Here is a 22,454-nt window from a genome sequence, read left to right as displayed (position 1 = left end):
CTCGTGTCGGCTCGGTTCAGCTCTTGATGGCGCCGGTGAGCACGCCCTTGGTGAAGTACTTCTGCAGGAAGGGATAGACGAGCAGGATCGGAACGGTGGCGATCACGAGCACCGCCATCTGCACGGTCTGCGGAGCGGTGACGGTGGCCTCGCCGGTGGTCGCGTCGGTGAGTCCGGCACCGGACACCACATAGGTGCGCAGCACCTGCTGGAGCGGCCAGTGATCGCTCTCCAGGTACAGCGAGGCGTAGAACCAGGAGTTCCAGTAGGCGACGGCGTAGAACAGGCCGACGACGGCGAGCGCGGCCTTGGACAGCGGCAGCACCACCGACACCAGCACCCGCCAGTCCCCCGCCCCGTCCAGCCGGGCCGCCTCGTAGAGCTCCTCGGGGATCGACTGGAAGAAGCCGCGCAGGACGACCAGGTTGAACACGTTCACCAGGACCGGCAGGACGAGCGAGGCGTACGAGTCGAGCAGGCCGAGTTCCTTGACGAGCAGGAAGCTCGGGATCATGCCGGGCGGGAAGAGGAACGTGAACAGCACCAGCAGCAGGACGGGTTTGCCGCCGAAGACGCCCGGGCGGGACAACGCGTAGGCCAGGGTCACCGTGCAGGCGAGACTGAGCAGGGTGCCGACGATCGTGACACCGGCGCTGACACCGAGGGCGTGGGTGACGATGCCGCCGTCGAAGATGTCACGGTAGGCGTCGAGCGAGGGTTCGGTGGGCCACAGCACCCAGCCGCCGTTGTCGACGACCTCCCGGGTGGACGCCAGCGAGGTCGACACGATCACCAGGAACGGCACGCACACCAGCAGCACGACCACGGCGAGGGCGAGGACCTTCGCGGCCTGGGTGAGCGGCCGGGGCTTCTCCATCCAGCCGGGCCGGGCGGACGCGCTCACTTGTAGACCCCCTGTTCGCCGAGGCGGTGGGCGACCTTGTTGGCCGCGTAGACGAGGAGGGCGCCGACGACACCCTTGAACAGGCCCGCCGCGGCCGCGAATCCGTAGTCGCCGCCGACGATGCCCTGGTAGTAGACGAAGGTGTCGATGACCTCGGCGGTCTCCGGTCCGACCGCGTCGCGTTGCAGCAGCATCTGCTCGAAGCCGACGGAGAGGATGTCGCCGAGCCGCATGATGAGCAGCAGCACGACCACCGGGCGGATGGCGGGCAGGGTGACGTGCCAGAAGCGCCGCCAGGGCCCGGCGCCGTCGATGGCGGCGGCCTCGTACTGCTGCTCGTCGACCTGGGCGAGCGCGGCGAGGAAGATGATCGTGCCCCAGCCGGCGTCCTTCCAGATGACCTGGGCGACGACGAGCGGCTCGAACGCGTCCGGGTTGCCGATGATGTCGACGGTGTGCAGACCGGCCCCGCTCAGGCCGCTGTTGAGCAGGCCCGTGTCCCCCAGCACCTGCTGGAACAGCGCGACGACGATCACCCACGAGATGAAGTGCGGCAGATACGCCACCGACTGCACGAACCGGCGCACCGAGCTCCAGGTGAGCGTGTGCAGCAGCAGGGCGAGACCGAGCGGCACCGGGAAGTAGAAGACCAGCTGGAGGACGGCGATCCAGAGGGTGTTGAGGACCGAGTCCCAGAACGCCGCGTCCTCGAACATGCGCTGGAAGTTGCCCAGTCCCACCCAGGGGCTGCCCCACAGGCCGTCGAACGGAACGTACTCCTTGAACGCGATGACGTTGCCGGCGAGTGCTCCGTAGTGGAACAGCAGGAAGTAGGCGACGCCGGGCAGCATGAGCAGGAACAACGCCTTGCTCTGAAAACCTTTACGCTTGCGCTGCACCCCATGGGGGTCGCGTCGGTCCGGACTCGCCCCCTTCGTACCTGCTGGTTCCCGTAAGGCAGTTGCCACGGCTCCCCCTCACCTCGGCGTGTCCGGTGAAGGGAAGTTAAAACGTTTTCACTCTGCGGTCAACACTTCTGACACGGACGTGAGTTGACCCGGCCGGCCGGCCTTCAAGCCGAGAGCAGTCCCCGGCCGAACCAGTCGGCAGACGAGCGCACACCCGGCAGGGCGAAGAAGTAGCCGCCGCCGGTCGGGGAGATGTAGTCCACGAGCGGTTCGTCGATCAGGCGGGTCTGCGTGGCCTCGAACTGTCGCCGCACGTCCTGCTGGTAGCAGCAGAAGACCAGGCCCATGTCGAGGTTGCCGACGCTGTCGACGCCCCGGTCGTAGTTGTAACCCCGGCGCAGGATGCGGGAGTTGTCGGTCGCAGCGGTGCGCGGGTTCGCGAGGCGGATGTGGGCGTCGAGCGGGATGGCGGTGCCGTGCGGGTCCTTGGCGTAGTTCGGGCTGTCGGTCTCCTGGGCGCCGTCCAGGGGCGCACCGGTGTCCTTGCGCCGGCCGAACATCTGCTCCTGCTCGGTCAGCGAGACCCGGTCCCAGAACTCCACGAGCATCCGGATGATCCGGACGACCTGGTAACTGCCCCCGGTCGCCCAGCCCGGTTCGCCCTGCCCGTCACCGACCCACACGAGGTGGTCCATCTCGCGGGCCGACGCGACGTCCGGGTTGACGATGCCGTCCTTGAAGCCCAGCAGGTTGCGCTGGGTGCCACTGGGCCGGGGCGCGTTCTGGAAGCCGTCGACACGCCAGCGGATCTGCATCGCGCCCCGGGTGTGCTTGGCGATGTCGCGCAGCGCGTGCAGCACGGTGTCCTGCCGGGCCGCGCAGATCTGGAGGGACAGGTCGCCGTGGCACTCGGCGGGGTTCAGGTGGTCGTTGGGGAACGTGCGCATGGGCGTGAGCCGGCGCGGCTTCGCGTCGGCGAGTCCGTAGCGGTCGTCGAAGAGGGAGGCACCGACCCCGACGGTCACGGTGAGCGCGTCGGCCGGGACGACCGGGCCGAGGATGCCGTTGTCCGAGGGCGGGGCGCCGACACCCAGGTCGGCGGGGGTGCCACCGGCGGTGAGGAAACGGGCCCGCCGGGTCAGGGTCCGCAGGAGGTCCGTCAGTTCCGCGCGGTCGCCGGCGATGACGTCGAAGGAGACGAAGACGGCGGCCTTCTGCTGGGGGGTGAGGATCCCGGCCTGGTGGGGGCCGTGGAAGGGCACGGCGGCATCGTCCGTCCCCTCGGCGGCCCGGGCCGTGCCGTCACCGCTCTCGGCGAGCGCGAACCCGCCCCCGGCCAGTACGGCTCCGGCTGCTCCGGCGCTCAGGGCCGTCCTGACGAAGGAACGGCGGCCGGCGTGGGCTGGGCAGCCCGGCGGAGGCGTGTCGTCTGCGGACGGCATGGGGACGTTCCCTTCGGCGTGTTCGTCATTCTCGTGGGGGCCGGTGTTCACGCGGACTTCCTGATCTCGAGCAGGTCCGGCACGGGCGACAGATCTTCCAGGAGCTGCCCGGTGACCCCGTCGATCCGGGCCTTCCCGGTCCGGCCGAGCCGGTCGACGGGAGTCCAGCGGCCGTCGCGGTGCTCGGCGTCGAGCAGCGCCTGGAGTCGCGCGATGTCCGCGTCGACGGTGAGCAACAGATGCGGGGCCCGCGTGGTGAGCAACGGCCGGAGTACGGTGAGCAGTTCGCGTGTACCGGAGAGGTTGGCGTCGGCCGTGGCCAGCCCGGTGCCGCTGCCCTGGTCGGTGTCGCCGGTCAGCTCGAACTGGAGGGTGTTCTCCAGGATCTCGTGGGCGCGCAGGGGCAGGTCGGAGGGGTCGAAGTCCTGATGCGGGAAGGCCTTCCGCAACCCGACGGCTTCATCGGCGAGTTGGTGGGCCGGCCCCTTGAGCTCACCGGCCGACTGCCCGTGCCACAGCCCGTACTCGATCCGCTGGAAGCCGGTGAAGTCCTTGTCGTGGACCCCGCCCGGGAGACCGTCGGGCCGGCCGTTGATCTTCTGGTCGAAGTCCTCGAAGGTGCCGTAGGCGGCGCCGAGGGAGGCGTAGGTGCGGTGCGCGGTCAGCCAGTCGGCGCGTGCCGTGTCCAGGTGCCCGGCACGGATGTCGTCGCCGAGCTTCCGGGTCTCGGTGACGAGGGTGACCAGGCCCCGGTTCACGTACGCCTTGTAGGCCCGCAGCGGTCCCGCGAGATCCTGCTCGGAGACAGGGACGACGGCCCCGGCACCGGCGGCGCCGCCGACCCGGACCGCCTTGGAGGTGACGGCCTTGCCGTCGCTGGGCACACAGCGCCAGGCGTACGTACCGCCCGCGACGGTGGCGACGAGGTCCCGGGTGGTGCCGGGGGCCAGGCCCTCGATCTCGCCATAGACCGCGTGGGTGGCCGGGTCGATGAGGTACACCTCGGACGTCTGGTCCCCGGTGTTGCGCATCTGGAAGGTCTGCCGCCCCGGCTCGGGCGCGGTGAAGCCCTGACCGCAGTCCTTGACGGAGACGGCGACCGTCTCGCCCCCGGCGGGCTTGGGGCGTGCCAGGGCGACGACGAGCCCGGCCAGGACCGCGGGCACGGCGACCACGGCGACGGGGACGAGCCAGGCGGGGCGGCGGCGGGTGGGCTCACGGGTGGGAGTGGGGGTCGGACCGAGGCTCGGACTCGGGCTCGGGCTCGGACTGGAAGCACCTCCCCGCACGCCCCTCACGAACAGCGTCATCACCACGCCGAGATACCCGACGTACCCGGCCACCTGAAGCCACGTCATCGTCGGCGTCAGATTGAGGACGCCCTGCAGCAGGGTGCTGTACCAGGACCCGGCGTCGACGCTGCCGCTGAGGTCAACGGCGTAGGCCGTCCCGCCGGGCAGGACCCCACCCTCCTGCAGGTCGCGCAGCCCGTAGCCGAGCACGCCCGCGGCGATCACGATGAGGACGGCGCCGGTGGCGGTGAAGAAGCGGGTGAGGTTGATGGAGAGCACTCGGCGGTAGAGCCCCCAGCACAGCACCGCCGCGAGCACGAGGCCGATGCCCGCGCCGGTCAGCGGCCCGGCCGACTCGTGTGCCGCGCGGGCCGTGGTCCACAGGAACAGGGCGGTCTCCAGGCCCTCGCGGCCCACCGCCAGGAAGGAGGTGAGGATGAGCACGCCGGCGCCCATGGTCAGTGCCCCGGTGACCTTCTCCTTGATCTCGCCCGCCAGGCTGCGGGCCGAGCGGCGCATCCAGAACACCATCGCGGTCACGAAGGCGACGGCGACGATGCTCAGCGCGCCGCCGAAGGCTTCCTGCGCGGCGGTGGAAAGGGACGCCGCGGTGAACGTGAGGACCGCGCCGAAGCTCATCGAGAGCGCGACCGCGGCGAGCACGCCGGTCCACACCTGCGGCAGACGGGACTTGGCGCCCGCCCGCACGAGGGTGGCGACCAGCACGGAGACGATGAGACCGGCTTCCAGTCCTTCCCTCAGCCCGATCAGGAAGCTGGGAAACGCGTCGTCCCACATGTGCTGCGGCCCTCCCGGCCCTCCGCCCCGACCCACCACGCAAGCGAGTTAGCCAAGGCATGCCTTACCGACGCCGCCCATCATGACCTCGACTCTCTGGGCATCCGGTCATGAATGGCTCATGGCACGGCAAAAGTCCGGCCTCCAGCTCCCCATCAGGGCCCAGCGGAGGGTGCGGGGGCTCGGCTCGACCGGACCTCAACCGGACGACGTGGTCGAAGACCACACGCCGAACCACTGCTCGGCGCCGAACTCCTCGAACCGCTCCACCTCGGTGAACCCCAGCTTCGCCGCGAGCCGCATCGAGCGGTCGTTGGCGGTCTGGGTGCAGAGCACCACCGGCTCGCCGGGCAGCGCCTCGGCGAACCAGTCGAGTGCCGCTGCACACGCCTCCGCGGCGTACCCGCGTCCCCACGCCTCCGGCAGGAACATGTAGCCGAGCTCGGCCTCACCGCCCTCCGGACGAACGCGCCCCGGGCGTTCCGGGTCACGCCGGTCGAGCGTGACCATGCCGGTCATCGCGCCGTCGAGGTCGATCACGAACAGGCCGGGGCGCCGCCCGGGCAGCTCGGGCACCGCGCGTTCGAGCTCGTCCCTCGGTTGGGGCCCACCGAGGTAGGTGCGCACTTCCGGCGAGGCGAACAGCTCGATGAACGCCGCCCGGTCCCGGGCCTCGGACTCGCGGAGCACGAGCCGTTCGGTCTTCAGCGGGGCAGGCGGCCAGGCGACGGGTCCTAATCCAGTCATGGCGGGGAACCTATCGCAGGCCCGCGAGAGCGGTCCGAAAGAAATGACCTGGTTGCGCACCCGGCCCCTTGACGCGTCAATGACAACAATGGCTTGATGCATGGGAGCGCTCCCACCTCATCCAGGGAAGGGAATCACCATGCGCAGAACCCCCCGCTCGTCCCCACGCTTACGGATCGTCCCTGTTCTCGGCCTCCTGGCCGCCCTGCTCCTCCCCCTCAGTCTCACCCTCGCGCCCGCGGCCACAGCCGCACCGGCGGCGGCCGGCCCCGTCCGCATCATGCCGCTCGGCGATTCGATCACCGGCTCGCCGGGCTGCTGGCGTGCGGTGCTGTGGAACCGGCTGCTGAACAGCGGGTACAAGGACATCGACTTCGTCGGCACCCTCCCGCCTCAGGGCTGCGGACAGGCGCACGACGGCGACAACGAGGGGCACGGCGGCGAGCTGGTGACCAACGCGGCCGACCAGAACCTGCTGCCGGGCAGGCTCGCGGCCACGCGGCCGGACATCGTTGTCATGCACTTCGGCACGAACGACGTGTGGAGCAGCATCGCCCCGGACCGCATCCTGGCCGCCTACACCAAGCTCGTGACGCAGATGAGGGCCTCGAATCCGGACATGCGGATCCTCGTCGCGCAGCTCATCCCCATGAACCCGGGCAGTTGCGCGGCCTGCGCTCAGCGCGTCGTCGACTTCAACGCGCGGATCCCCGACTGGGCCCGGGCGACCAGTACCGAACGCTCCCCGATCACCGTGGTCGACCAGTGGACGGGCTTCAGCACCGCCACGGACACCTACGACGGGGTGCATCCCAACGCCTCGGGTGACGACAAGATCGCCGCCCGCTGGTTCCCGGCCCTCGCGGCGGTCCTCGACGCGGGCGTCCCGCAGGACCCCGGTGGTCCGGGTGACCCGGGCGGCCCCGCGGCCTGCACGGCCCGCTTCCGGGCCGTGTCCACGTGGCAGGGCGGCTACCAGGGTGAGGTGACGGTGACGAACACGTCCGCCTCCGCCGCCTCGGGCTGGACCGCGACGGTCGTACCCGCGGGCGGCGCGCGCATCGGTCAGGTCTGGAACGGCACCCTCACCACGGCCGCGGACGGTACGGCCACGGTCACGAACGCGGGGTGGAACGGGGCGCTGGCGCCCGGCGCGAGTGCCACGTTCGGTTTTGTCGCCACCGCCCCGGCAACGGCCGGCGCCCCGGCGGCGACCGTCACGTGCACGGCGAAGAGTCCCGGCGCCTGACGCCCGACGAGGGCCCAGGACCGGCCCGACGACCAATTCGGCATCGACGACCAGCTCACCGCTCTCTCCCCCCAACACAGGATCGGACGCGACCCGGAACAGCCCCACCTCCTCCCACCCCCACCTCTGGAGCCGCCATGAGACCCCGCACCGCCCCCACCCCGCGCGTGGCCACCGTGGCCGTCGCCCTCCTCGGCCTCCTGCTCTCCTTCCTCTCCCTCGGCACGCCGGCACACGCCGCCCCCACCGGCTTCCGCATCGACAACGGCCGGCTGCTGGAGGCGTCCGGGAACGACTTCGTGATGCGGGGCGTCAACCACGCCCACACCTGGTTCCCGGACCGGATCAGCTCCCTCTCCCACATCAAGGCCAAGGGCGCCAACACCGTCCGCGTGGTCCTCTCCAGCGGTGACCGCTGGACCCGCAACGACGCCGCCGACGTGGCGAACGTGGTCTCCCAGTGCAAGCAGAACCGGCTGATCTGTGTCCTGGAGGTGCACGACACCACCGGGTACGGCGAACAGAGCGGAGCCGTCACGCTCTCCCGCGCCGCCGACTACTGGATCAGCGTGCAGAGCGCGCTGACCGGTCAGGAGGACTACGTCATCGTCAACATCGGCAACGAGCCGCACGGCAACACCGGCTACACGGCCTGGACGGCCGACACCAAGGCGGCCATCCAGAAGCTGCGCAACGCCGGGTTCGACCACACGATCATGGTCGACGCACCCAACTGGGGCCAGGACTGGGCGTTCACCATGCGGGACAACGCCGCCTCGGTCTTCGCCGCCGACCCGGACGCCAACACGATCTTCTCGATCCACATGTACGGCGTCTTCGACACCGCCGCCGAGATCACCGACTATCTGAACCGCTTCGTCACGGCGAAACTCCCCATCGTCGTCGGGGAGTTCGGACACGACCACTCGGACGGCAACCCCGACGAGGACACCATCCTGGCCGTCACCCAGCAGCTCCGCCTGGGCTACCTCGGCTGGTCCTGGAGCGGCAACGGCGGCGGCGTCGAGTACCTGGACATGGTCACGAACTTCGACCCGGACCAGCTCACCAGCTGGGGCCGGCGGCTCTTCAACGGCGCGAACGGCATCGCCGCCACCGCCAAGGAGGCCGCGATCTACTCCTCGGGCGGCGGTGACACCACTCCCCCGACGGCTCCCGGCGCCCCGACCGCCTCGGGGGTGACCTCCTCGTCCGCCACCCTGAAGTGGGGCGCCGCCACCGATGCGACCGGCGTCACGGGTTACGACGTCGTCCGGGTCAGCGGGGGCGGGGAGACGGTCGCCACCAGCACGGCCGCCACGACCGCCACCCTCACCGGTCTGTCCCCCGACACCTCCTACACCTTCGCCGTCTACGCCCGTGACGCCGCCGGCAACCGTTCGCCCCGCTCGGCCACGGTGACGTTCACGACGTCCTCCGGCGGCTCATCGGCGTCCTGCGGCGTCGGCTACCGGGTGACGGGCAGCTGGCCCGGCGGCTTCCAGGGCGAGATCACCCTGCGCAACACCGGCACGTCGGCGATCAACGGCTGGACGCTGCGCTGGACCTTCCCGGACAGCCAGCGCATCAGCAACCTGTGGGGCGGCACGGCGACGCAGAGCGGCTCCGAGGTCAGCGTCGCGGCCGCCCCGTACACCGCGACGATCCCCGCGGCGGGTTCGGTCACCCTCGGCTTCACGGCCTCCCGGGCGACGGCGAACCCCAGCCCGACGGCGTTCACGCTGAACGGCGCGGCCTGCTCGGTGAGCTGACCGGGCGGCATCACCCACCTGGTGTGATCCGCGCAACATCCACACCAGAAAGCGGTTTACGTCAGGCCGGAGTGGTGAGGCGGCGGGGATGTCCCACCGGCACCCCACCGCCGTCACTCCGGCCAGACGAGTACCCGCCCGTCCGTGTCCCCCGCACCGTGCGCGGGAGGCGCGATGAGCGAGGACACCCTGCGCATGCGGGCCGTGACGAGCAGGAGTGGCGAGACCGGGGCACGTACCTCACGCGCCGCCGCCCCGCCGAAGCAGGCCGGGCAGCGGGACGCGTTCTTCGACAACGCCAAGTACCTGGCGATCGTGCTGGTGGCGATCGGGCACGCCTGGGAGCCGTTGCGGGACGGCAGCCGGACCGTCAGCGCGCTCTACATGGTCGTCTACGCCTTCCACATGCCGGCGTTCATCGTCATCTCCGGCTACTTCTCGCGCTCCTTCGACGCGAGTCCGGGGCGGGTCAGGCGTCTGGTCACCGGGCTCGCGGTTCCGTACGTCGTCTTCGAGACGGCGTACACGCTGTTCACGCGCTGGACGGACCAGGAGCCGGACCGGCCCGTGAGCCTGCTGGATCCGCTGTATCTGACGTGGTTCCTGGCGGCTCTGTTCATCTGGCGGCTGACCACGCCGGTGTGGCGGCGCGTGCGGTGGCCGCTGCCGGTCGCCCTCGTCATCGCGATGCTGGCGACGCTCTCGTCGTCCGTCGGCAACGACCTCGACCTGCAACGCACCCTTCAGTTCCTGCCGTACTTCGTCCTCGGTCTGCTGCTCAAGCCGGAGCACTTCCAGCTCGTGCGGCGCCGCTCGGCGCGGGTGCTGGCCGTGCCGGTCTTCGCCGCCGCGGTCGTCGTGGCCTACTGGGCGGTCCCGCGGATGAGCGGCGCCTGGTTCTACCACCGCGACAGCGCCGAGGAACTCGCCGCGCCCGCCTGGTACGGGCCCGTGATGACGCTGGTGACCTTCGGCTGCTCGCTGGTCCTGGTGGCCTGCTTCCTCGCGTGGGTCCCCGGGCGCCGGGCGTGGTTCACGGTGCTGGGGGCGGGGACGCTGTACGGCTACCTGCTGCACGGCTTCGTCGCCCAGGGCTCCAAGTTCTGGGGCTGGTACGAGCCGGCGTGGGTGCACCGGCCCGTGGGCATGGTCGTGGTGACGGTCTTCGCCGCGGGGCTCGTGACCGCGCTGTGCACCCCACCGGTGCGGCGGCTGTTCCGCTGGGTGATGGAGCCCGAGATGACATGGGCGTTCCGCCGGGACGCGCAGCAGCAGGCGCGGGAACGGAACGCCGTCCGCGAGGGAAGCGCCGTACACGGCTGACGCCAGTCGCCCCGCCTGCCCGTCCTGGGTCTACCCGTCCTGGGTATGCCCGTCCTGGGTCTACCCGTCCTGGGTCTGCCCCGCCTGGGTCTGCCCCGCCTGGTCTGCCACTCCTGGGTTTGCCTGTCCCGGGTCTAGCCGTCCTGCGTGAGCCGGATCAGCAGCGCGCCCGGCGTGCGCGGCACGGACACCATCAGCCCGTCCCCGTCCCAGACAGCCCGGCCCGCCTCCGCGGAGGAGGGGTGCAGGACGTCCACACGGACGGTCCGGCCCGCCAGGTGCCGGACGGGGACGCGCAGTTCGGCCGGTCCGCCGCGCCGCCACACCGACAGGTACGCCGTGCGGTCTCCGGGGACGTTCAGCCCCAGGGCGAGCCACTCGTCCGTCCAGCCGGGCAGGCCGAGCGGCCAGAACGGCAGGGCCCGCGCGAGGTCACCGCGGATCGACTTGTAGACCGCGACGGCATCCCGTACGAGGTCCAGCTGGTGGTCCGACATGCGGTCGAGATGGCCCGAGAGGTGGATACGGCCGAGCAGTGCCCCGCCGAGGGTCGTGGTGATCAGGTCGTCGTCGAAGCCGGGCTGCGGGTAGGCCCAGACGGCGCCCTGTTCGGGCGGCACGGCGGTCGGCGCGGCGGCGGCGATGGGCGGGTAGCGCAGGGGGTCCTGCTGGTCGCTGGTGGACTGGAGCTGGGAGACGGCCAGGGTGGCGCCGTCCATGCGCATGCCGCCCGAGGCGCAGTTCTCCACGACGAGTGAGGGGTGGCGGTCCAGTACGCCGGACAGCCAGTCGAGGTAGGCGTGGGCGTGGCCCAGCAGCCCGGCTCCCGGTGCGAGGTCACCGGGTGCCTGGGTGCCGGGGTCGACCACGATGTTGTAGTCCAGCTTGAGGTAGCCCACGCCCCAGTCGCCGACGATCCGGTCCACGGTCTTGTCGAGGTGGGCGCGGGCGGCCGGGTGCCGCAGGTCGAGCTGGTGGCGGCCCTGCTCGGCCAGGCGCACGCCGTCGCGCTGGAAGAACGCCTCGTCGGGCAGTTCGGCCGCGACGGAGCTGCGCACCCCGACGACCTCCGGCTCCAGCCACAGCCCGGGCACCATCCCGCGCTCCCGGATCCGGTCCAGGACGGCCCGGATGCCGCCGTCGGGGAAGCGGCGCGGCGAGGGCTGCCAGGCGCCGACACTGTCCCACCAGCCCCGGGTGTCGTCGTCGTACCAGCCCGAGTCGATGCAGAAGTACTCGGCGCCGGCGCCGGCGGCGGCGTCGATCAGCGGCAGGAGCTTGGCCGTGGTGGGGTCGCCCATCAGGGTGTTCATGTAGTCGTTGAAGACGACGGGGAGGGCGGTGTGGTCCGGGTGCGGGCGGCGGATCGCCCGGCGGTAGGAGGTCAGGGCGCCGATCGCCGTGTCGAGGTCGGAGCCGAGTGCCAGGGCTCCGGGGACGGTGGTGAACTCCTCGCCCGGGGCGAGCCGGACCCGCCACTGGTGTTCCGCGTCGGTGGGGCCGTTCAGCGCCAGGTAGGTGCCGTGTGCGTGTTCGCCCAGGTCCCAGCGCCAGCCGGCCGGGGACTCGACCTGCCACGCCCAGGCCCGGTCGCCGCCGCGCTCCGTCAGCGCGCCCATGGCCAGATGGCCGTCGGTGGGCCAGCTGCCGCGCCCGGCGAGGGCGAGGGCGGCCCGGCTGTCGTGCTCGTGGACGTCGACGTGGATGTCGGCGACGGCGGCGCGCAGCGGCTCGGCGTACCAACGGCACTCGGCGAGCCAGTCGTTGCGGGCCCGGTGGACGTCGAGGGCGTCCGGGGCGGGCAGGCCGCCGAGCAGGAGGCTGCTGACGGACTGGACGACCAGAGGCGCCCGGCCCTCGTTGCGGAGGCGGACCCGGGAGCGCAGGACGGGCAGCCCGGTGGGTGACGTGAGCTCGACGGACGCCGTCAATCCGGTGTCCGGGTCGTGGAGTTCGACGGTCAGCCGCTCCCAGCCGTCGCGTCTGTCCGTGCGGTGGGTCCGGTAGGCGAGCCGGGCGCCGAAGGCCGTGCCGGTGAAGCGGGGGCCGGACCAGCCGCTGCCGTGGCCGAGGGCGGTGAGCTCCACCAGCGGGAGCGCGGAGTGCGGGGCGGCGGCGAGGTCGTCGTCGGGGTGGGCCAGCCGGACCAGCCGCAGGGTCCCGTCGGCGGCGACCGCGAACCCGGCCCGGAGGGCTTGATGCCCCCAAGTGAACTCGTCCTGCCGCTGGTTGGAGGCCATGTGCGCCGCATCCGCCGTGCCGGTCAAGGTGCTCCCCCTCCTGACCCCGTCCCGTCCTCGGGGAGCGGAGGTCCGCGTGAATCCCTCGTTACGGTCTCTTGACGACCCAAGTGTGACCGGTCACAATCCTCGCATGAATGTGACCGGTCACACAAGGCGCCCGGCGAGCATCAGGGACGTCGCGACCGCCGCGGGGGTCTCGTACCAGACGGTCTCGCGGGTGATCAACGGCCATCCCAGCGTCCGGCCGTCCACCCGGGAGCGGGTGCTCGCGGCCATCGACGAGCTGGGCTTCCGCCGCAACGCGACCGCCCTCGCCCTGGCCAGCGGACGCAGCCGGGCCGTGACCGTGCTGACCGCGAACACCACCCACTACGGCTACGCCTCGATCCTCCAGGGCATCGAGGAGGCCGCCCGCGCGGCGTCGTACGCGGTCGGGATCGGGGTGCTGGAGTCGGCCGAGGACGCGGCAGTCGCCGCCGAGGTGCAGCGCGCTGCGGACGCGGGCGGCGGGATCGTCGTGATCGCATACGATCCGGCCGGTGTCCGGGCGCTGGAAGCCGTGCCCGCCGGGCTGCCGGTGGTGGGCGTGGTCGAGACCCCGGCGAGCCCGCCCGGCGGCGACCGCCCGTGGGTGTGGGCCGACGACCGCGAGGCGGCCTACCAGGTGACCCGTCATCTGCTCTCCCTCGGCCACGAGACCGTGCACTACGTGGCCATCCCGTCCAGCACCCGCCGCACCAGCGCCCGCACCAGCGGCTGGCGGCAGGCGCTGAAGGAGGCCGGCGCCCCGCAGCCCCGCCCCGTGCAGAGCAGTTGGGGGCCGGCGGGCGGTCACGCGGCCGGGCTGAAGCTGGCGAGGGACCAGTCCGTCACCGCGATCCTGTGCGGCAACGACGACCTCGCGCTCGGCGTGCTGCGCGCCCTGCACGAGTCCGGCCGCTCGGTGCCGGGCGAGGTCAGCGTGGCCGGTTTCGACGACGCCCCGCACTCCGCCTTCCTCACCCCGTCCCTGACGACCGTACGCCTGGACTTCACCGGCCTCGGGCGGTCCGCGTTCGCCCTGCTGCACGGCGCGCTGGAGGAGTCCGCGCCGGTCGCCCCGCATCCCGTGTCCGTACCGGAACTGGTGGTGCGGGAGAGCTCGGGGCCGCCGCCCGCCGATGCCTGAACCACCGATGCCTGAACAGCCCGCACGAGCCCAGCAGTTGTGAGTCCCGCTTTGTGAATCGAACCGCCTGCTCCGAAAGGCACGAGATGAAGACAAGAGCTCTCCCCGCCCTGGCGCTGATATGCGCCGTCGGCCTGGCCGCCACGGCGTGCAGCGACCCGACCGCCGGGGACTCCGGCTCGGACGGTTCGGACGCCAAGCAGGCGGCGGTGAATCCGACCGCCCGGCTGGACGGCGTGAAACTGACCATGTGGACCGCGCAGAACACGGTGAACGCGCCCAAGCAGGTCATCGACGCCTTCGAGAAGGCCACCGGCGCCGAGGTCGACACCCAGGCGATCCCGGACCTCTACGAGCAGAACGTGCCGACGAAGCTGGCCTCGGGCGACCGCCCCGACCTGATGTTCTGGCAGCCGTCCATCTCCACGCTGCCGTTCATCCAGCCGAAGCAGAACCTGCTGACCCTCGACGGGGAGCCCTGGGAGGCCAAGCTCGGCGACACCGAGAGGTCCCTCGGTGTCATCGACGGCAAGCGGTACGCGGCGATCGTCACCAGCCCCGCCATGCTCGGCGTCTACTACAACAAGGACGTCTTCAAGCAGGCCGGACTGAGCGAGAAGGACTTCCCGAAGTCCTACGACGAGTTGCTCGCCCTCGGCCGCAAGGTCGTGGACAAGACCGACGCGGCCGCCTTCTACGAGGCCGGCGGCGACAAGTGGCCGCTCCAGTGGCAGATGCAGGTCCAGCTCACCGACCTCGACCGGCAGTGGTGGGCCGACTTGAACGCCGGCAAGAAGAAGTGGACCGACCCGGTCGTCGTCGGCGCGATCAAGAAGTACAAGGAGAAGCTGCTCGACGCCGGGCTCGCCCAGAAGAACTACCGGACGGGCACCTTCACCGGGCAGGCCGACGCGCTGTGGAAGGGCGACGCCGGCATGGTCCTCAACGTCACGTCCTTCCAGAGCCAGTTGCAGGCCAAGTACTCCACCGCCGAGCTCGACAAGAAGATCGGCTGGTTCCCGGTCGCCAACTCCTCGGCCACCGGCCTGTACTCCCCCGACCAGACCAACGGTGTCGTCGCCTTCAAGACCGGTGACGACAAGCGGCAGAACGCGGCCCGTCAGTTCCTCGCCTTCTGGCTCGGCCCGGACTACCCGGACTACATCAAGACGATGAAGATCCCGTCCGTGCAGCCGTCCGTGCCCACCCCCGGCGGCCTGCCCGAGGCGTCCAAGGCACAGGTCGCGGCCCTGCCGAAGGCCATCGGCGTCTTCCAGGCCAAGGCGATCGTCGCCCCCGACACCCATCTCTACCTGGCCGACATGATCTTCGGCAAGAAGAGCCCGCAGCAGGTCGCGCAGGCGATCCAGGACCAGTTCGCGCAGGTGGCCAAGGCCCAGGGCGCCCCCGGGTTCTGACCATGGCGGACACGGTCGTACGTACGCGCAAGCAGCCGGCTGCACAAGGAGCGCCGAAGGGCGTGGGACGGCTCCCGCGAGCTGCCGTGCACCACCCCTGGTGGTTCGCGCTCCCCGCGATCGTCGTCTTCGCGGGCTTCTTCCTGGTGCCCAACCTGCTGAACTTCTACTACCCGTTCACCAACTGGTCCTCGTACCACGCGGACATCGCCTTCACGGGCCTGGACAACTTCAGGACCATCGCCGAGGACGGCTCGCTGCTGCGGGCGATCCGCACGACCCTGGTGTACGCGCTGCTGGCGGCGCTGTTCCAGAACGGCTTCGGGCTCGTGCTGGCGCTGCTGCTGGAGGACGACAGCCGCTTCAACCGGTTCTTCCGTGCCGTCTTCTTCCTGCCGGTGCTGATCTCGGCGCTGGCGACGGGTTACGTCTTCCAGGCGCTGCTCGACCAGGACGGGGCCGTCAACTCCGTTCTGGGCACGGACATCCCGTGGCTGGGCTCGACCACCTGGACGCTGGTGATCGTCACGCTCATCCACGGGTGGAAGTGGATGGGCCTGTCGATGCTGATCTATCTGGCCGGGCTCAAGGGCATCCCCGGCGAGATGCTGGAGGCCGCGAAGTGCGACGGCGCGGGGCCCTGGCGGACCTTCTGGTCGGTGCGCTGGCCGATGCTGGCGCCCGCCGTCACCTTCAACGTCACCACCGCGCTGATCGGTTCGATGAACACCTTCGACATCGTGCAGGCCACGACAGGCGGCGGCCCCGCCGCCTCCACCGAGGTCTTCAACATCTACATGTTCCGGATCTTCGGGCAGGGCCTGTACGCGCAGGCGTCCGCGATGAGCCTCGTCCTCTTCCTGGTCGTGGTCGCCGTGGCGATCCCGCTGGTCGTGGGGCTCCGGCGAAGGGAGCAGCTGCTGTGACCGCGGTGTGGCGGTACGGCCGCCCGTCCCTCGTCGTCCTGCTCGCCGCGCTGGCCGTGGGGGTGCCGCTGTGGCTGGTCGCCGTCACCTCGGCCAAGCCGCAGGCCGAGGCGATCAAGCCGAACCTGGACCTGCCCCGGCAGTGGCAGCCCGCGAGCAACTACGCGCACGCCGTCAGCCAGGGCGAGATGCTGCGCGGCTTCCTCAACTCACTGCTGGTCGTGGTGCCTTCGGTGGTCCTGGTGCTGATCCTGGGCGCGGGCGCCGCCTGGGTCTTCGCCCGCCGCAAGTCGAAGCTGGTCTCGGCGGCGTACGCGCTGTGCATCAGCGGACTGCTGCTGCCGCCCGCCGTCATCACCATCGTGATGGAGCTGCGGCAGCTCGGGCTGTCCAACACCCGCCCCGGCATGATCGCCGTCTACACCGGGATGTACCTGTCGACGTCGATCTTCTTCATGACCGGCTTCATCCGCGCCATCCCCATGGAGCTGGAGGAGGCGGCCCGGATGGACGGGGCGAGCCCGTCCCGCATCTTCTGGCGGATCGTCCTGCCGCTGCTCCGGCCGGTGATCGCCACCGCGACGATCATGGTGATGCTCTACGCCTGGAGCGACATCTTCTACGCGTTCTTCGTCCTCGGCGGCGGAGACCGGGCGACCCTGCCGCTCAACCTCTACCAGGTCGCCAGCGCCCAGCTCTACCTCAACAACTGGCATCTCGTCTTCGCGTACGTCGTGGTGATGAGCCTGCCCATGGTCGCCGTGTTCCTCGTCGGCCAGCGAAAGATCGTGTCCGGAATCACCAGTGGAGCCGTGAAGTGACTGGAGGTCCAGCAGCGTGATCACCCCCACCCGCACGAGAGCCGGTACGAGGTCCCGTACCAGAACCGCCTTGATGACAGCACTACTTGGAGCAGCCGCCATGGCAGCCACCCTCCCCGCAGCCGGCAACGCGGCTGCGGCAGCCGACCCACAGCGCCTCACGGTCGACCTCAAAGCCTCCGAGGGCCCGGTGATGCTCGGCGCCAACGGTTCGCTGTACGGGGTCAGCGACGACGGGGTGCCCAGCGACGCCGCGATGGCACCCCTGAAGATCACCAGCATCTCGCAGAAGCCGGAGGGCGGCGCGCAGCACCCCAACGGCGACGCGCTCACCGTCTCCAAGTCGTTCTTCCGCAACGGCGGCGGCGAGATCAACGTGATGATGCAGGACATCTACGCCAAGTGGCCGTACGAGGACCTCGGCATCGACGACTACCTCCCCAAGGTCGACAAGATCGCCAAGGAGGTCTCGGCCGACCCGAACAGCGAGCGCTTCGTCTACATCCCGTTCAACGAGCCGGACCAGATCTGGTACAAGCTCGACGTCGCCGACCAGGCCCAGTACGAGAAGAACCGCGACCGGTTCTTCAAGGACTGGAAGACGGTGTACCAGCGGATCCGCGCGATCGACCCGGACGCACGGATCGCAGGTCCCAACGAAGCCGCCTACCACACCCGCCTGTTGAAGGACTTCCTCGCCTTCGCCAAGCGCGAGAACGTGCTCCCCCAGGTGATGACCTGGCACGAGCTCGGCTCCGGCTCGCTGCGCGACTTCCAGGCGCACTACGACGACTACCGCAAGCTGGAGCGCGAGGCGGGCATAGCCCCGCTGAAGATCAACATCGACGAGTACGCCAACCGCCGCGACCTGTCCGTTCCCGGGCAACTGGTGCAGTGGGTCTCGATGTTCGAGCGCAACAAGGTGTACGCCAACATGGCGTACTGGGACGCGGCCGGCAACCTCAGCGGCCACGTGGTGCGCTCGAACATCCCCAACGGCGGCTGGTGGCTGTTCCGCTGGTACGCGGGCATGACCGGCAACACCGTGAAGGTGACGCCGCCGCAGCCCAACACCATCGACACGCTCCAGGGGCTGGCCTCCCTCGACACCTCCCGCCGCCAGGCGCAGGTCCTGCTCGGCGGCTCCGCGGCCGACTCGGACGTGGTCGTGCGCAACGTCCCGCGGTCGGTGTTCGGCCGTACGGTCACCGCGACCGTCGCCGAGGCCGCCTGGTCCGGTTACGAGGGGCAGCACGCGGCGCCGCGGGTCCTCGCGCGCACCAAGGTGAAGGTCGCGGACGACGGTTCGGTGACCGTGCCGCTGCGCGGCCTGCACAAGATGTCGGCCTACCGGGTCGTCCTCACCCCCGGCGGCTCCGGTACCCCGTCCGCCGCCTCCGTGCCGTGGTCGGCGTCGTACGAGGCCGAGGACGCGGCGATCACCGACGGCAAGGTCTACACGCAGGGCACGGTCCAGAACGCCAACGGCTACGCGGCCTCCGGCACCAAGGACGTCGGCTCGCTCAACCAGCCCGGCAGCAAGGTCGCCTTCTCGGTGAAGGTGCCGAAGGACGGCACGTACGACCTGGCGATCCTGTACGGCAACCAGTCCGGCGGCCCGGCCACGCAGAAGCTGTCGGTCGACGGCGGCGCCCCGGTGACGGTCACCTACCCCTCCACCGAGAACTGGACGTACCGCGCCAAGAAGGACGTCAGCGTCCAACTCAAGGCGGGTACGCACCAGCTGACCCTGTCGAAGGGCGACGCCGAGGTCACGCTGGACCGGATCGACCTGACCACACGGACGGGCACGCCCTCCGCGTCCTACGAGGCCACGCTGGCGGACATCAGCGGCAAGCCGTCGTACGACTACACCTCGTCGGCCGGTGTGGGCACGGGCTCCCTGGTGCTGCGCTCCGGTGACAAGGCGGTGTTCGACGTCTACGCCCCGCGCGACGGCTACTACACGGTGGTGCCGCGGACCTCGGCAGTCGTGAAGCTCTCGCTGCACGGGGAGACGGTGACGGCCACGCCCGGCCGCCCGCTGCGGCTCTACCTGGTCGCGGGCAACAACCGGATCGCGATGACGTCGGGCCACTCCGCCGTCCGCTCCCTCGACGTCTCCGGCGACGGCTCGGCCGCCGGCACCCTCTCCTACGAGGGCGCCAAGGCCACGCTCGCCGGCGGGGCCAAGCTCGTCGACTCCCCGCACGCGTCCGCCGGCTCGTACATCGGCTGGCTCGGCAACAGCGCTTCCAGCACCGCCGAGTTCACGGTGGACGCGCCCCGGTCCGGCCGCTACCTGCTGGTCGTCCACTACGCGCACAACGACCGCCGGGACAACGGCCACGCCTACAACACGGACATCATGTCCCGTACGGCGGACGTCACGGTCGGATCAGCAGACCCGGTGAAGGTCACCTTGAAGAACACCTGGAGCTGGGACGACTACTGGACCGTCGGAGTCCCGGTCGACCTGGCGAAGGGCGCGAACAAGGTGACGTTCGGCAACGCGAGTGCCTGGGCACCGAACATCGACCGGATCGAACTGGGCCGGGTCGTGGGCTGAGTCGCGCGCTGACGGATGCGGTTGCGGAGGAGTGAGCGGTTCTCCTCCGCAACCGGCGTGCAAGATCACCTCCGGCACGCATCCCCTATACTTCTACATGCTTGTAGAACGTACGTACACGCATGTGAGGAGTGGACGCCACCATGGTGTTCAAACGACTGCTCGGCACGCTCGGCGTGGGCGGCCCCACGGTCGACACGGTCCTCGACCCGGCTCCCGTCCGCCCCGGCGGCACACTCACCGGCGAGGTCCGGCTGGTGGGCGGCAAAGCCGACTTCGACATCGAGCACATCACCCTGGAGCTGGTGGCCCGGGTCGAAGCCGAGCACCAGGGCGGCGAGAGCGAGGGCTTCGTCGCCTTCGGCCGCTTCACCGTCGGCGGCGGCTTCCGGCTCGCCGAGGGCGAGCAGCGCGGTGTGCCGTTCAGCGTGACCCTCCCGTGGGAGACGCCGGTCACCGAACTGCACGGCCAGAGCCTGGGCGTCGTCCTGGGCGTGCGCACCGAGCTGGCGGTGGCAGGCGCGAAGGACAAGGGCGACCTGGACCAGCTGAACGTCACGCCGCTGCCCGTCCAGGAGGCCGTGCTGGAAGCCCTCGGCGGACTCGGGTTCGGCTTCAGGTCGGCCGACCTCGAATACGGGCGCATCGGCGGGACCGGCCAGCAACTGCCCTTCTACCAGGAGATCGAGCTCACCCCGTCACCCCGGTACGCGCACCAGGTCAACGAGATCGAGCTGACGTTCCTGGTGGGCCCGGGCGGCACGGAGGTCGTGCTGGAGGCGGACAAGCGCGGCGGCTTCCTGTCGCCCGGCCACGACGCACTGACCCGCTTCACCGTCTCCCACGAGGGAGTGGAGCACCAGGACTGGCCCACGATCGTCGACGGCTGGATCCGCCAACTGGTCGAGCACCGGGCCTCGTACGGCTCCCCCGCGGGCTACGGCTCGCCCATGGGTCACGCCTCCCCCGTCGCCTTCGGCCAGGGCGGCCACGGGCACGGCGGGCAGCACCATGACGGCCACCGCTCGGGCCCCGGCATGGGGACCGCCGTCGCGGCGGGCGCGGCCGGACTCGCGGCCGGGGTCGTCGGCGGCATGGTCGCGGACGAAGTGATCGACGAGGTCGGGGACTTCTTCGAGGGCGAGGAAGAGGAGGGCTGAGGCCCCGCACCCTCAAAGAGGTGTCGCGGCATGCAGGATGAGCACCATCGTGACGGCGGAGTTCGCCGAGGACATCGCCGACACGGCCGTTCCCGCGGCCGCGCCCCAGGCCGCCAGCCCGACCGAGGTGGACACCGGCGGCCAGGTGCGCACGGCGGGAGGCGGGCCGAGCAGGGCCGCCACCCGGCGCGGCACCGGGCCCGGCGCGGCGAGTCCGGCGAGTGTGGGCGCCGGGGTGCCCCGGGAGACCAGGGCGGCCGTGCCGATGGCACGCGCCACCGTGCGGCGGCTGCCGACCGCCCGGGCCGCCTCCTCGTCCGCCCACCGCTCGGCCGTGTAGGCGACGGCCGTGCGCAGCGGTCGCAGGAACGGATTGGCCCGGGCCGCGAGCTGCACGACGAGCAGATGGCGGTCGTGGCGGGCGGCGAGGTGCGCCCGCTCGTGGGCGAACAGGGCCCGCCGCTCGGCCGGCCGGAGCCGCTCCAGCAGCGCCGTCGTCACCACGACACGCCCACCGCGCCGACGACGGACACGACGCCCGGCACCGCCGCCCTGTGCGCGGCGACCATCACCCGGACCCCTACCGTCCTGACGCCCACCGCCCTGGCGACCGACACCCAGCACACCACCGTCCTCGCTGCGGCCCGGCAGCACGCCACGGCCATGGCGCCCCACTCGCGGGACACGACCGATCCCGGGAAGGCCATGCAGCACACCACCACCCCTGCGGCGCCCCCGCAGCACACCACCGCCCGAGCGAAGCCCACGCAGCACACCACCACCCCCACGGCCCCCAGCCGGCGCACCGCCGCCCCGGCGGCCACCGGGCAGCGCGTACGCGTAAGGGACGCCGTCCGGCAGGACGGCCACCTCCGTGTCCGGCAGGCCGGACAGCGCGCGGTGGGCCTGGCGGCGTACCCGGGCGTGTCGCCACAGGGTGCGGGCGCAGGCGACAACCACCGCGCACAGCGCGGGGATCGCGGCCTTGCCGACGACCTCGTCATACGGCACCGCCGCCCGTACCTCGGGGTCCGACCAGCCGTCGGGCAAGGGGTTGCCGGGCAGTTGGGCGGTGCCGACCACCATGACGAGACCCAGGCACACCGTGCTGCACAGCGCCAGCACCGCCGCCATCGCGGTCAGTAACCGGGTCGCGGTGCGCGGGTGCAGATGATGCTCGGCCAGGCGTGCGACCGGCCAGGCCGTGAGCGGGAGAACCAGTGGCAGAAAGACGAAGACCCCCATGAGGCTTCAGCCTTCCCCCTCGCCGTCGGCCTGATCCAGCAGGTCGCGCAGCAGCCGTTCGTCGTCCGGGCCGAGGCCGGTGAGGAAGCTGGCCAGCACGGCCTCGCGGTCGCTCTCGGCGTCCAGCACCTTGCGCATCTTCCGGGCGGCCAGGCCCGCCTGGTCCGAGGCGGGCGTCCAGGCGAAGGACCGGCCCACCCGCTCCCGGGTGACCGCGCCCTTGCCCAGCAGCCGGGTCAGGATCGTGATCACCGTCGTGTACGCGAGGTCGCCGCCGAGGCGTTCCTGCACCCAGCCGGCCGTCGCCGGACCGTCCGCCTCCCGCAGTGCCGACAGCACCAGCGCCTCCAGCTCGCCCTGCCCCCGCCGGGGCCGCTGCCGGGGATCCGTCACCGCCCTGCCTCCCTTCGCCGCCCTGCCGTGCCCGTGCGGACATCGTATAGATCCGCGGGACCCGACCCCGTCTACT

General features: G+C 71.0%; 17 protein-coding genes. 9 read left to right on the top strand and 8 right to left on the bottom strand.

Annotated features, from left to right (window positions below; genetic code table 11):
• Positions 1–16 precede the first annotated feature (16 nt).
• From ACZ3I3_RS19480 to ACZ3I3_RS19460, 5 genes are all read right to left on the bottom strand, one after another.
• Positions 17–904 carry a carbohydrate ABC transporter permease gene (locus ACZ3I3_RS19480; protein WP_467366637.1) on the bottom strand — a complete coding sequence of 296 codons (888 nt, stop codon included), beginning with the start codon at positions 902–904 and terminating at the stop codon, positions 17–19.
• A complete protein-coding gene (locus ACZ3I3_RS19475) occupies positions 901–1,755 on the bottom strand; it encodes an ABC transporter permease (protein ID WP_467366931.1) in 855 nt (284 codons plus the stop codon). The genes ACZ3I3_RS19480 and ACZ3I3_RS19475 overlap by 4 nt, the downstream gene beginning before the upstream one ends.
• Positions 1,756–1,976: 221 nt before the next feature.
• Entirely contained in the window at positions 1,977–3,254 is a 1,278-nt protein-coding gene (gene efeB, locus ACZ3I3_RS19470; RefSeq protein ID WP_467366635.1) for an iron uptake transporter deferrochelatase/peroxidase subunit, read from the bottom strand.
• Between the two features lie 47 nt (positions 3,255–3,301).
• Positions 3,302–5,344: an iron uptake transporter permease EfeU gene (gene efeU / locus ACZ3I3_RS19465; RefSeq protein ID WP_467366633.1), complete on the bottom strand. Its 2,043-nt coding sequence runs from the start codon at positions 5,342–5,344 to the stop codon at positions 3,302–3,304.
• 198 nt (positions 5,345–5,542) lie between these two features.
• Positions 5,543–6,091, bottom strand: coding sequence for a GNAT family N-acetyltransferase (locus ACZ3I3_RS19460; protein ID WP_467366631.1), 549 nt, complete (start codon positions 6,089–6,091; stop codon positions 5,543–5,545).
• A gap of 139 nt (positions 6,092–6,230) precedes the next feature.
• On the opposite strand from ACZ3I3_RS19460, the gene ACZ3I3_RS19455 reads away from it, so the two are divergent.
• The 3 genes from ACZ3I3_RS19455 (at position 6,231) to ACZ3I3_RS19445 (ending at position 10,435) form a co-directional block, all read left to right on the top strand.
• Positions 6,231–7,340 carry a GDSL-type esterase/lipase family protein gene (locus ACZ3I3_RS19455; RefSeq protein ID WP_467366629.1) on the top strand — a complete coding sequence of 370 codons (1,110 nt, stop codon included), beginning with the start codon at positions 6,231–6,233 and terminating at the stop codon, positions 7,338–7,340.
• A 137-nt stretch (positions 7,341–7,477) separates the two neighbouring features.
• Positions 7,478–9,112, top strand: a complete 1,635-nt coding sequence (locus ACZ3I3_RS19450; protein WP_467366627.1) for a cellulase family glycosylhydrolase — start codon at positions 7,478–7,480, stop codon at positions 9,110–9,112.
• Between the two features lie 195 nt (positions 9,113–9,307).
• On the top strand, positions 9,308–10,435 hold the full coding sequence (locus ACZ3I3_RS19445; protein ID WP_467366929.1) for an acyltransferase family protein: 1,128 nt from the start codon (positions 9,308–9,310) through the stop codon (positions 10,433–10,435).
• Positions 10,436–10,569: 134 nt separating this feature from the next.
• Here the strand turns inward: ACZ3I3_RS19445 and ACZ3I3_RS19440 are convergent, their stop codons facing one another.
• Positions 10,570–12,675, bottom strand: coding sequence for an alpha-galactosidase (locus tag ACZ3I3_RS19440; RefSeq protein ID WP_467366927.1), 2,106 nt, complete (start codon positions 12,673–12,675; stop codon positions 10,570–10,572).
• Between the two features lie 133 nt (positions 12,676–12,808).
• Here ACZ3I3_RS19440 and ACZ3I3_RS19435 point away from each other — a divergent pair, with 133 nt between their 5' ends.
• The 6 genes from ACZ3I3_RS19435 to ACZ3I3_RS19410 all read left to right on the top strand — a co-directional run bounded on the left by ACZ3I3_RS19435 (position 12,809) and on the right by ACZ3I3_RS19410 (position 20,740).
• Positions 12,809–13,846: a LacI family DNA-binding transcriptional regulator gene (locus ACZ3I3_RS19435; protein ID WP_467366625.1), complete on the top strand. Its 1,038-nt coding sequence runs from the start codon at positions 12,809–12,811 to the stop codon at positions 13,844–13,846.
• Positions 13,847–13,932: 86 nt separating this feature from the next.
• Positions 13,933–15,264: an ABC transporter substrate-binding protein gene (locus ACZ3I3_RS19430; RefSeq protein ID WP_467366623.1), complete on the top strand. Its 1,332-nt coding sequence runs from the start codon at positions 13,933–13,935 to the stop codon at positions 15,262–15,264.
• A gap of 2 nt (positions 15,265–15,266) precedes the next feature.
• The gene (locus ACZ3I3_RS19425) at positions 15,267–16,190 is read left to right on the top strand and encodes a carbohydrate ABC transporter permease (protein ID WP_243381606.1); all 924 of its coding nucleotides are present in this window, start codon (positions 15,267–15,269) and stop codon (positions 16,188–16,190) included.
• Entirely contained in the window at positions 16,187–17,011 is an 825-nt protein-coding gene (locus tag ACZ3I3_RS19420) for a carbohydrate ABC transporter permease (RefSeq protein WP_467366621.1), read from the top strand. The genes ACZ3I3_RS19425 and ACZ3I3_RS19420 overlap by 4 nt, the downstream gene beginning before the upstream one ends.
• Positions 17,012–17,111: 100 nt before the next feature.
• The gene (locus ACZ3I3_RS19415) at positions 17,112–19,580 is read left to right on the top strand and encodes a CBM35 domain-containing protein (protein WP_467366619.1); all 2,469 of its coding nucleotides are present in this window, start codon (positions 17,112–17,114) and stop codon (positions 19,578–19,580) included.
• Positions 19,581–19,723: 143 nt separating this feature from the next.
• Positions 19,724–20,740: a sporulation protein gene (locus ACZ3I3_RS19410; protein ID WP_467366617.1), complete on the top strand. Its 1,017-nt coding sequence runs from the start codon at positions 19,724–19,726 to the stop codon at positions 20,738–20,740.
• A gap of 12 nt (positions 20,741–20,752) precedes the next feature.
• On the opposite strand, the gene ACZ3I3_RS19405 is transcribed toward ACZ3I3_RS19410, so the two are convergent.
• Positions 20,753–21,985, bottom strand: coding sequence for a M56 family metallopeptidase (locus tag ACZ3I3_RS19405; RefSeq protein WP_467366616.1), 1,233 nt, complete (start codon positions 21,983–21,985; stop codon positions 20,753–20,755).
• A 6-nt stretch (positions 21,986–21,991) separates the two neighbouring features.
• Positions 21,992–22,378, bottom strand: coding sequence for a BlaI/MecI/CopY family transcriptional regulator (locus tag ACZ3I3_RS19400; protein WP_467366614.1), 387 nt, complete (start codon positions 22,376–22,378; stop codon positions 21,992–21,994).
• Positions 22,379–22,454: the final 76 nt, after the last annotated feature.

Source organism: Streptomyces sp. NPDC016851, from assembly GCF_055562795.1.
The sequence above is the reverse complement of the archived record's forward strand: the minus strand, read 5'-3'. Positions and strand labels throughout refer to the sequence as shown.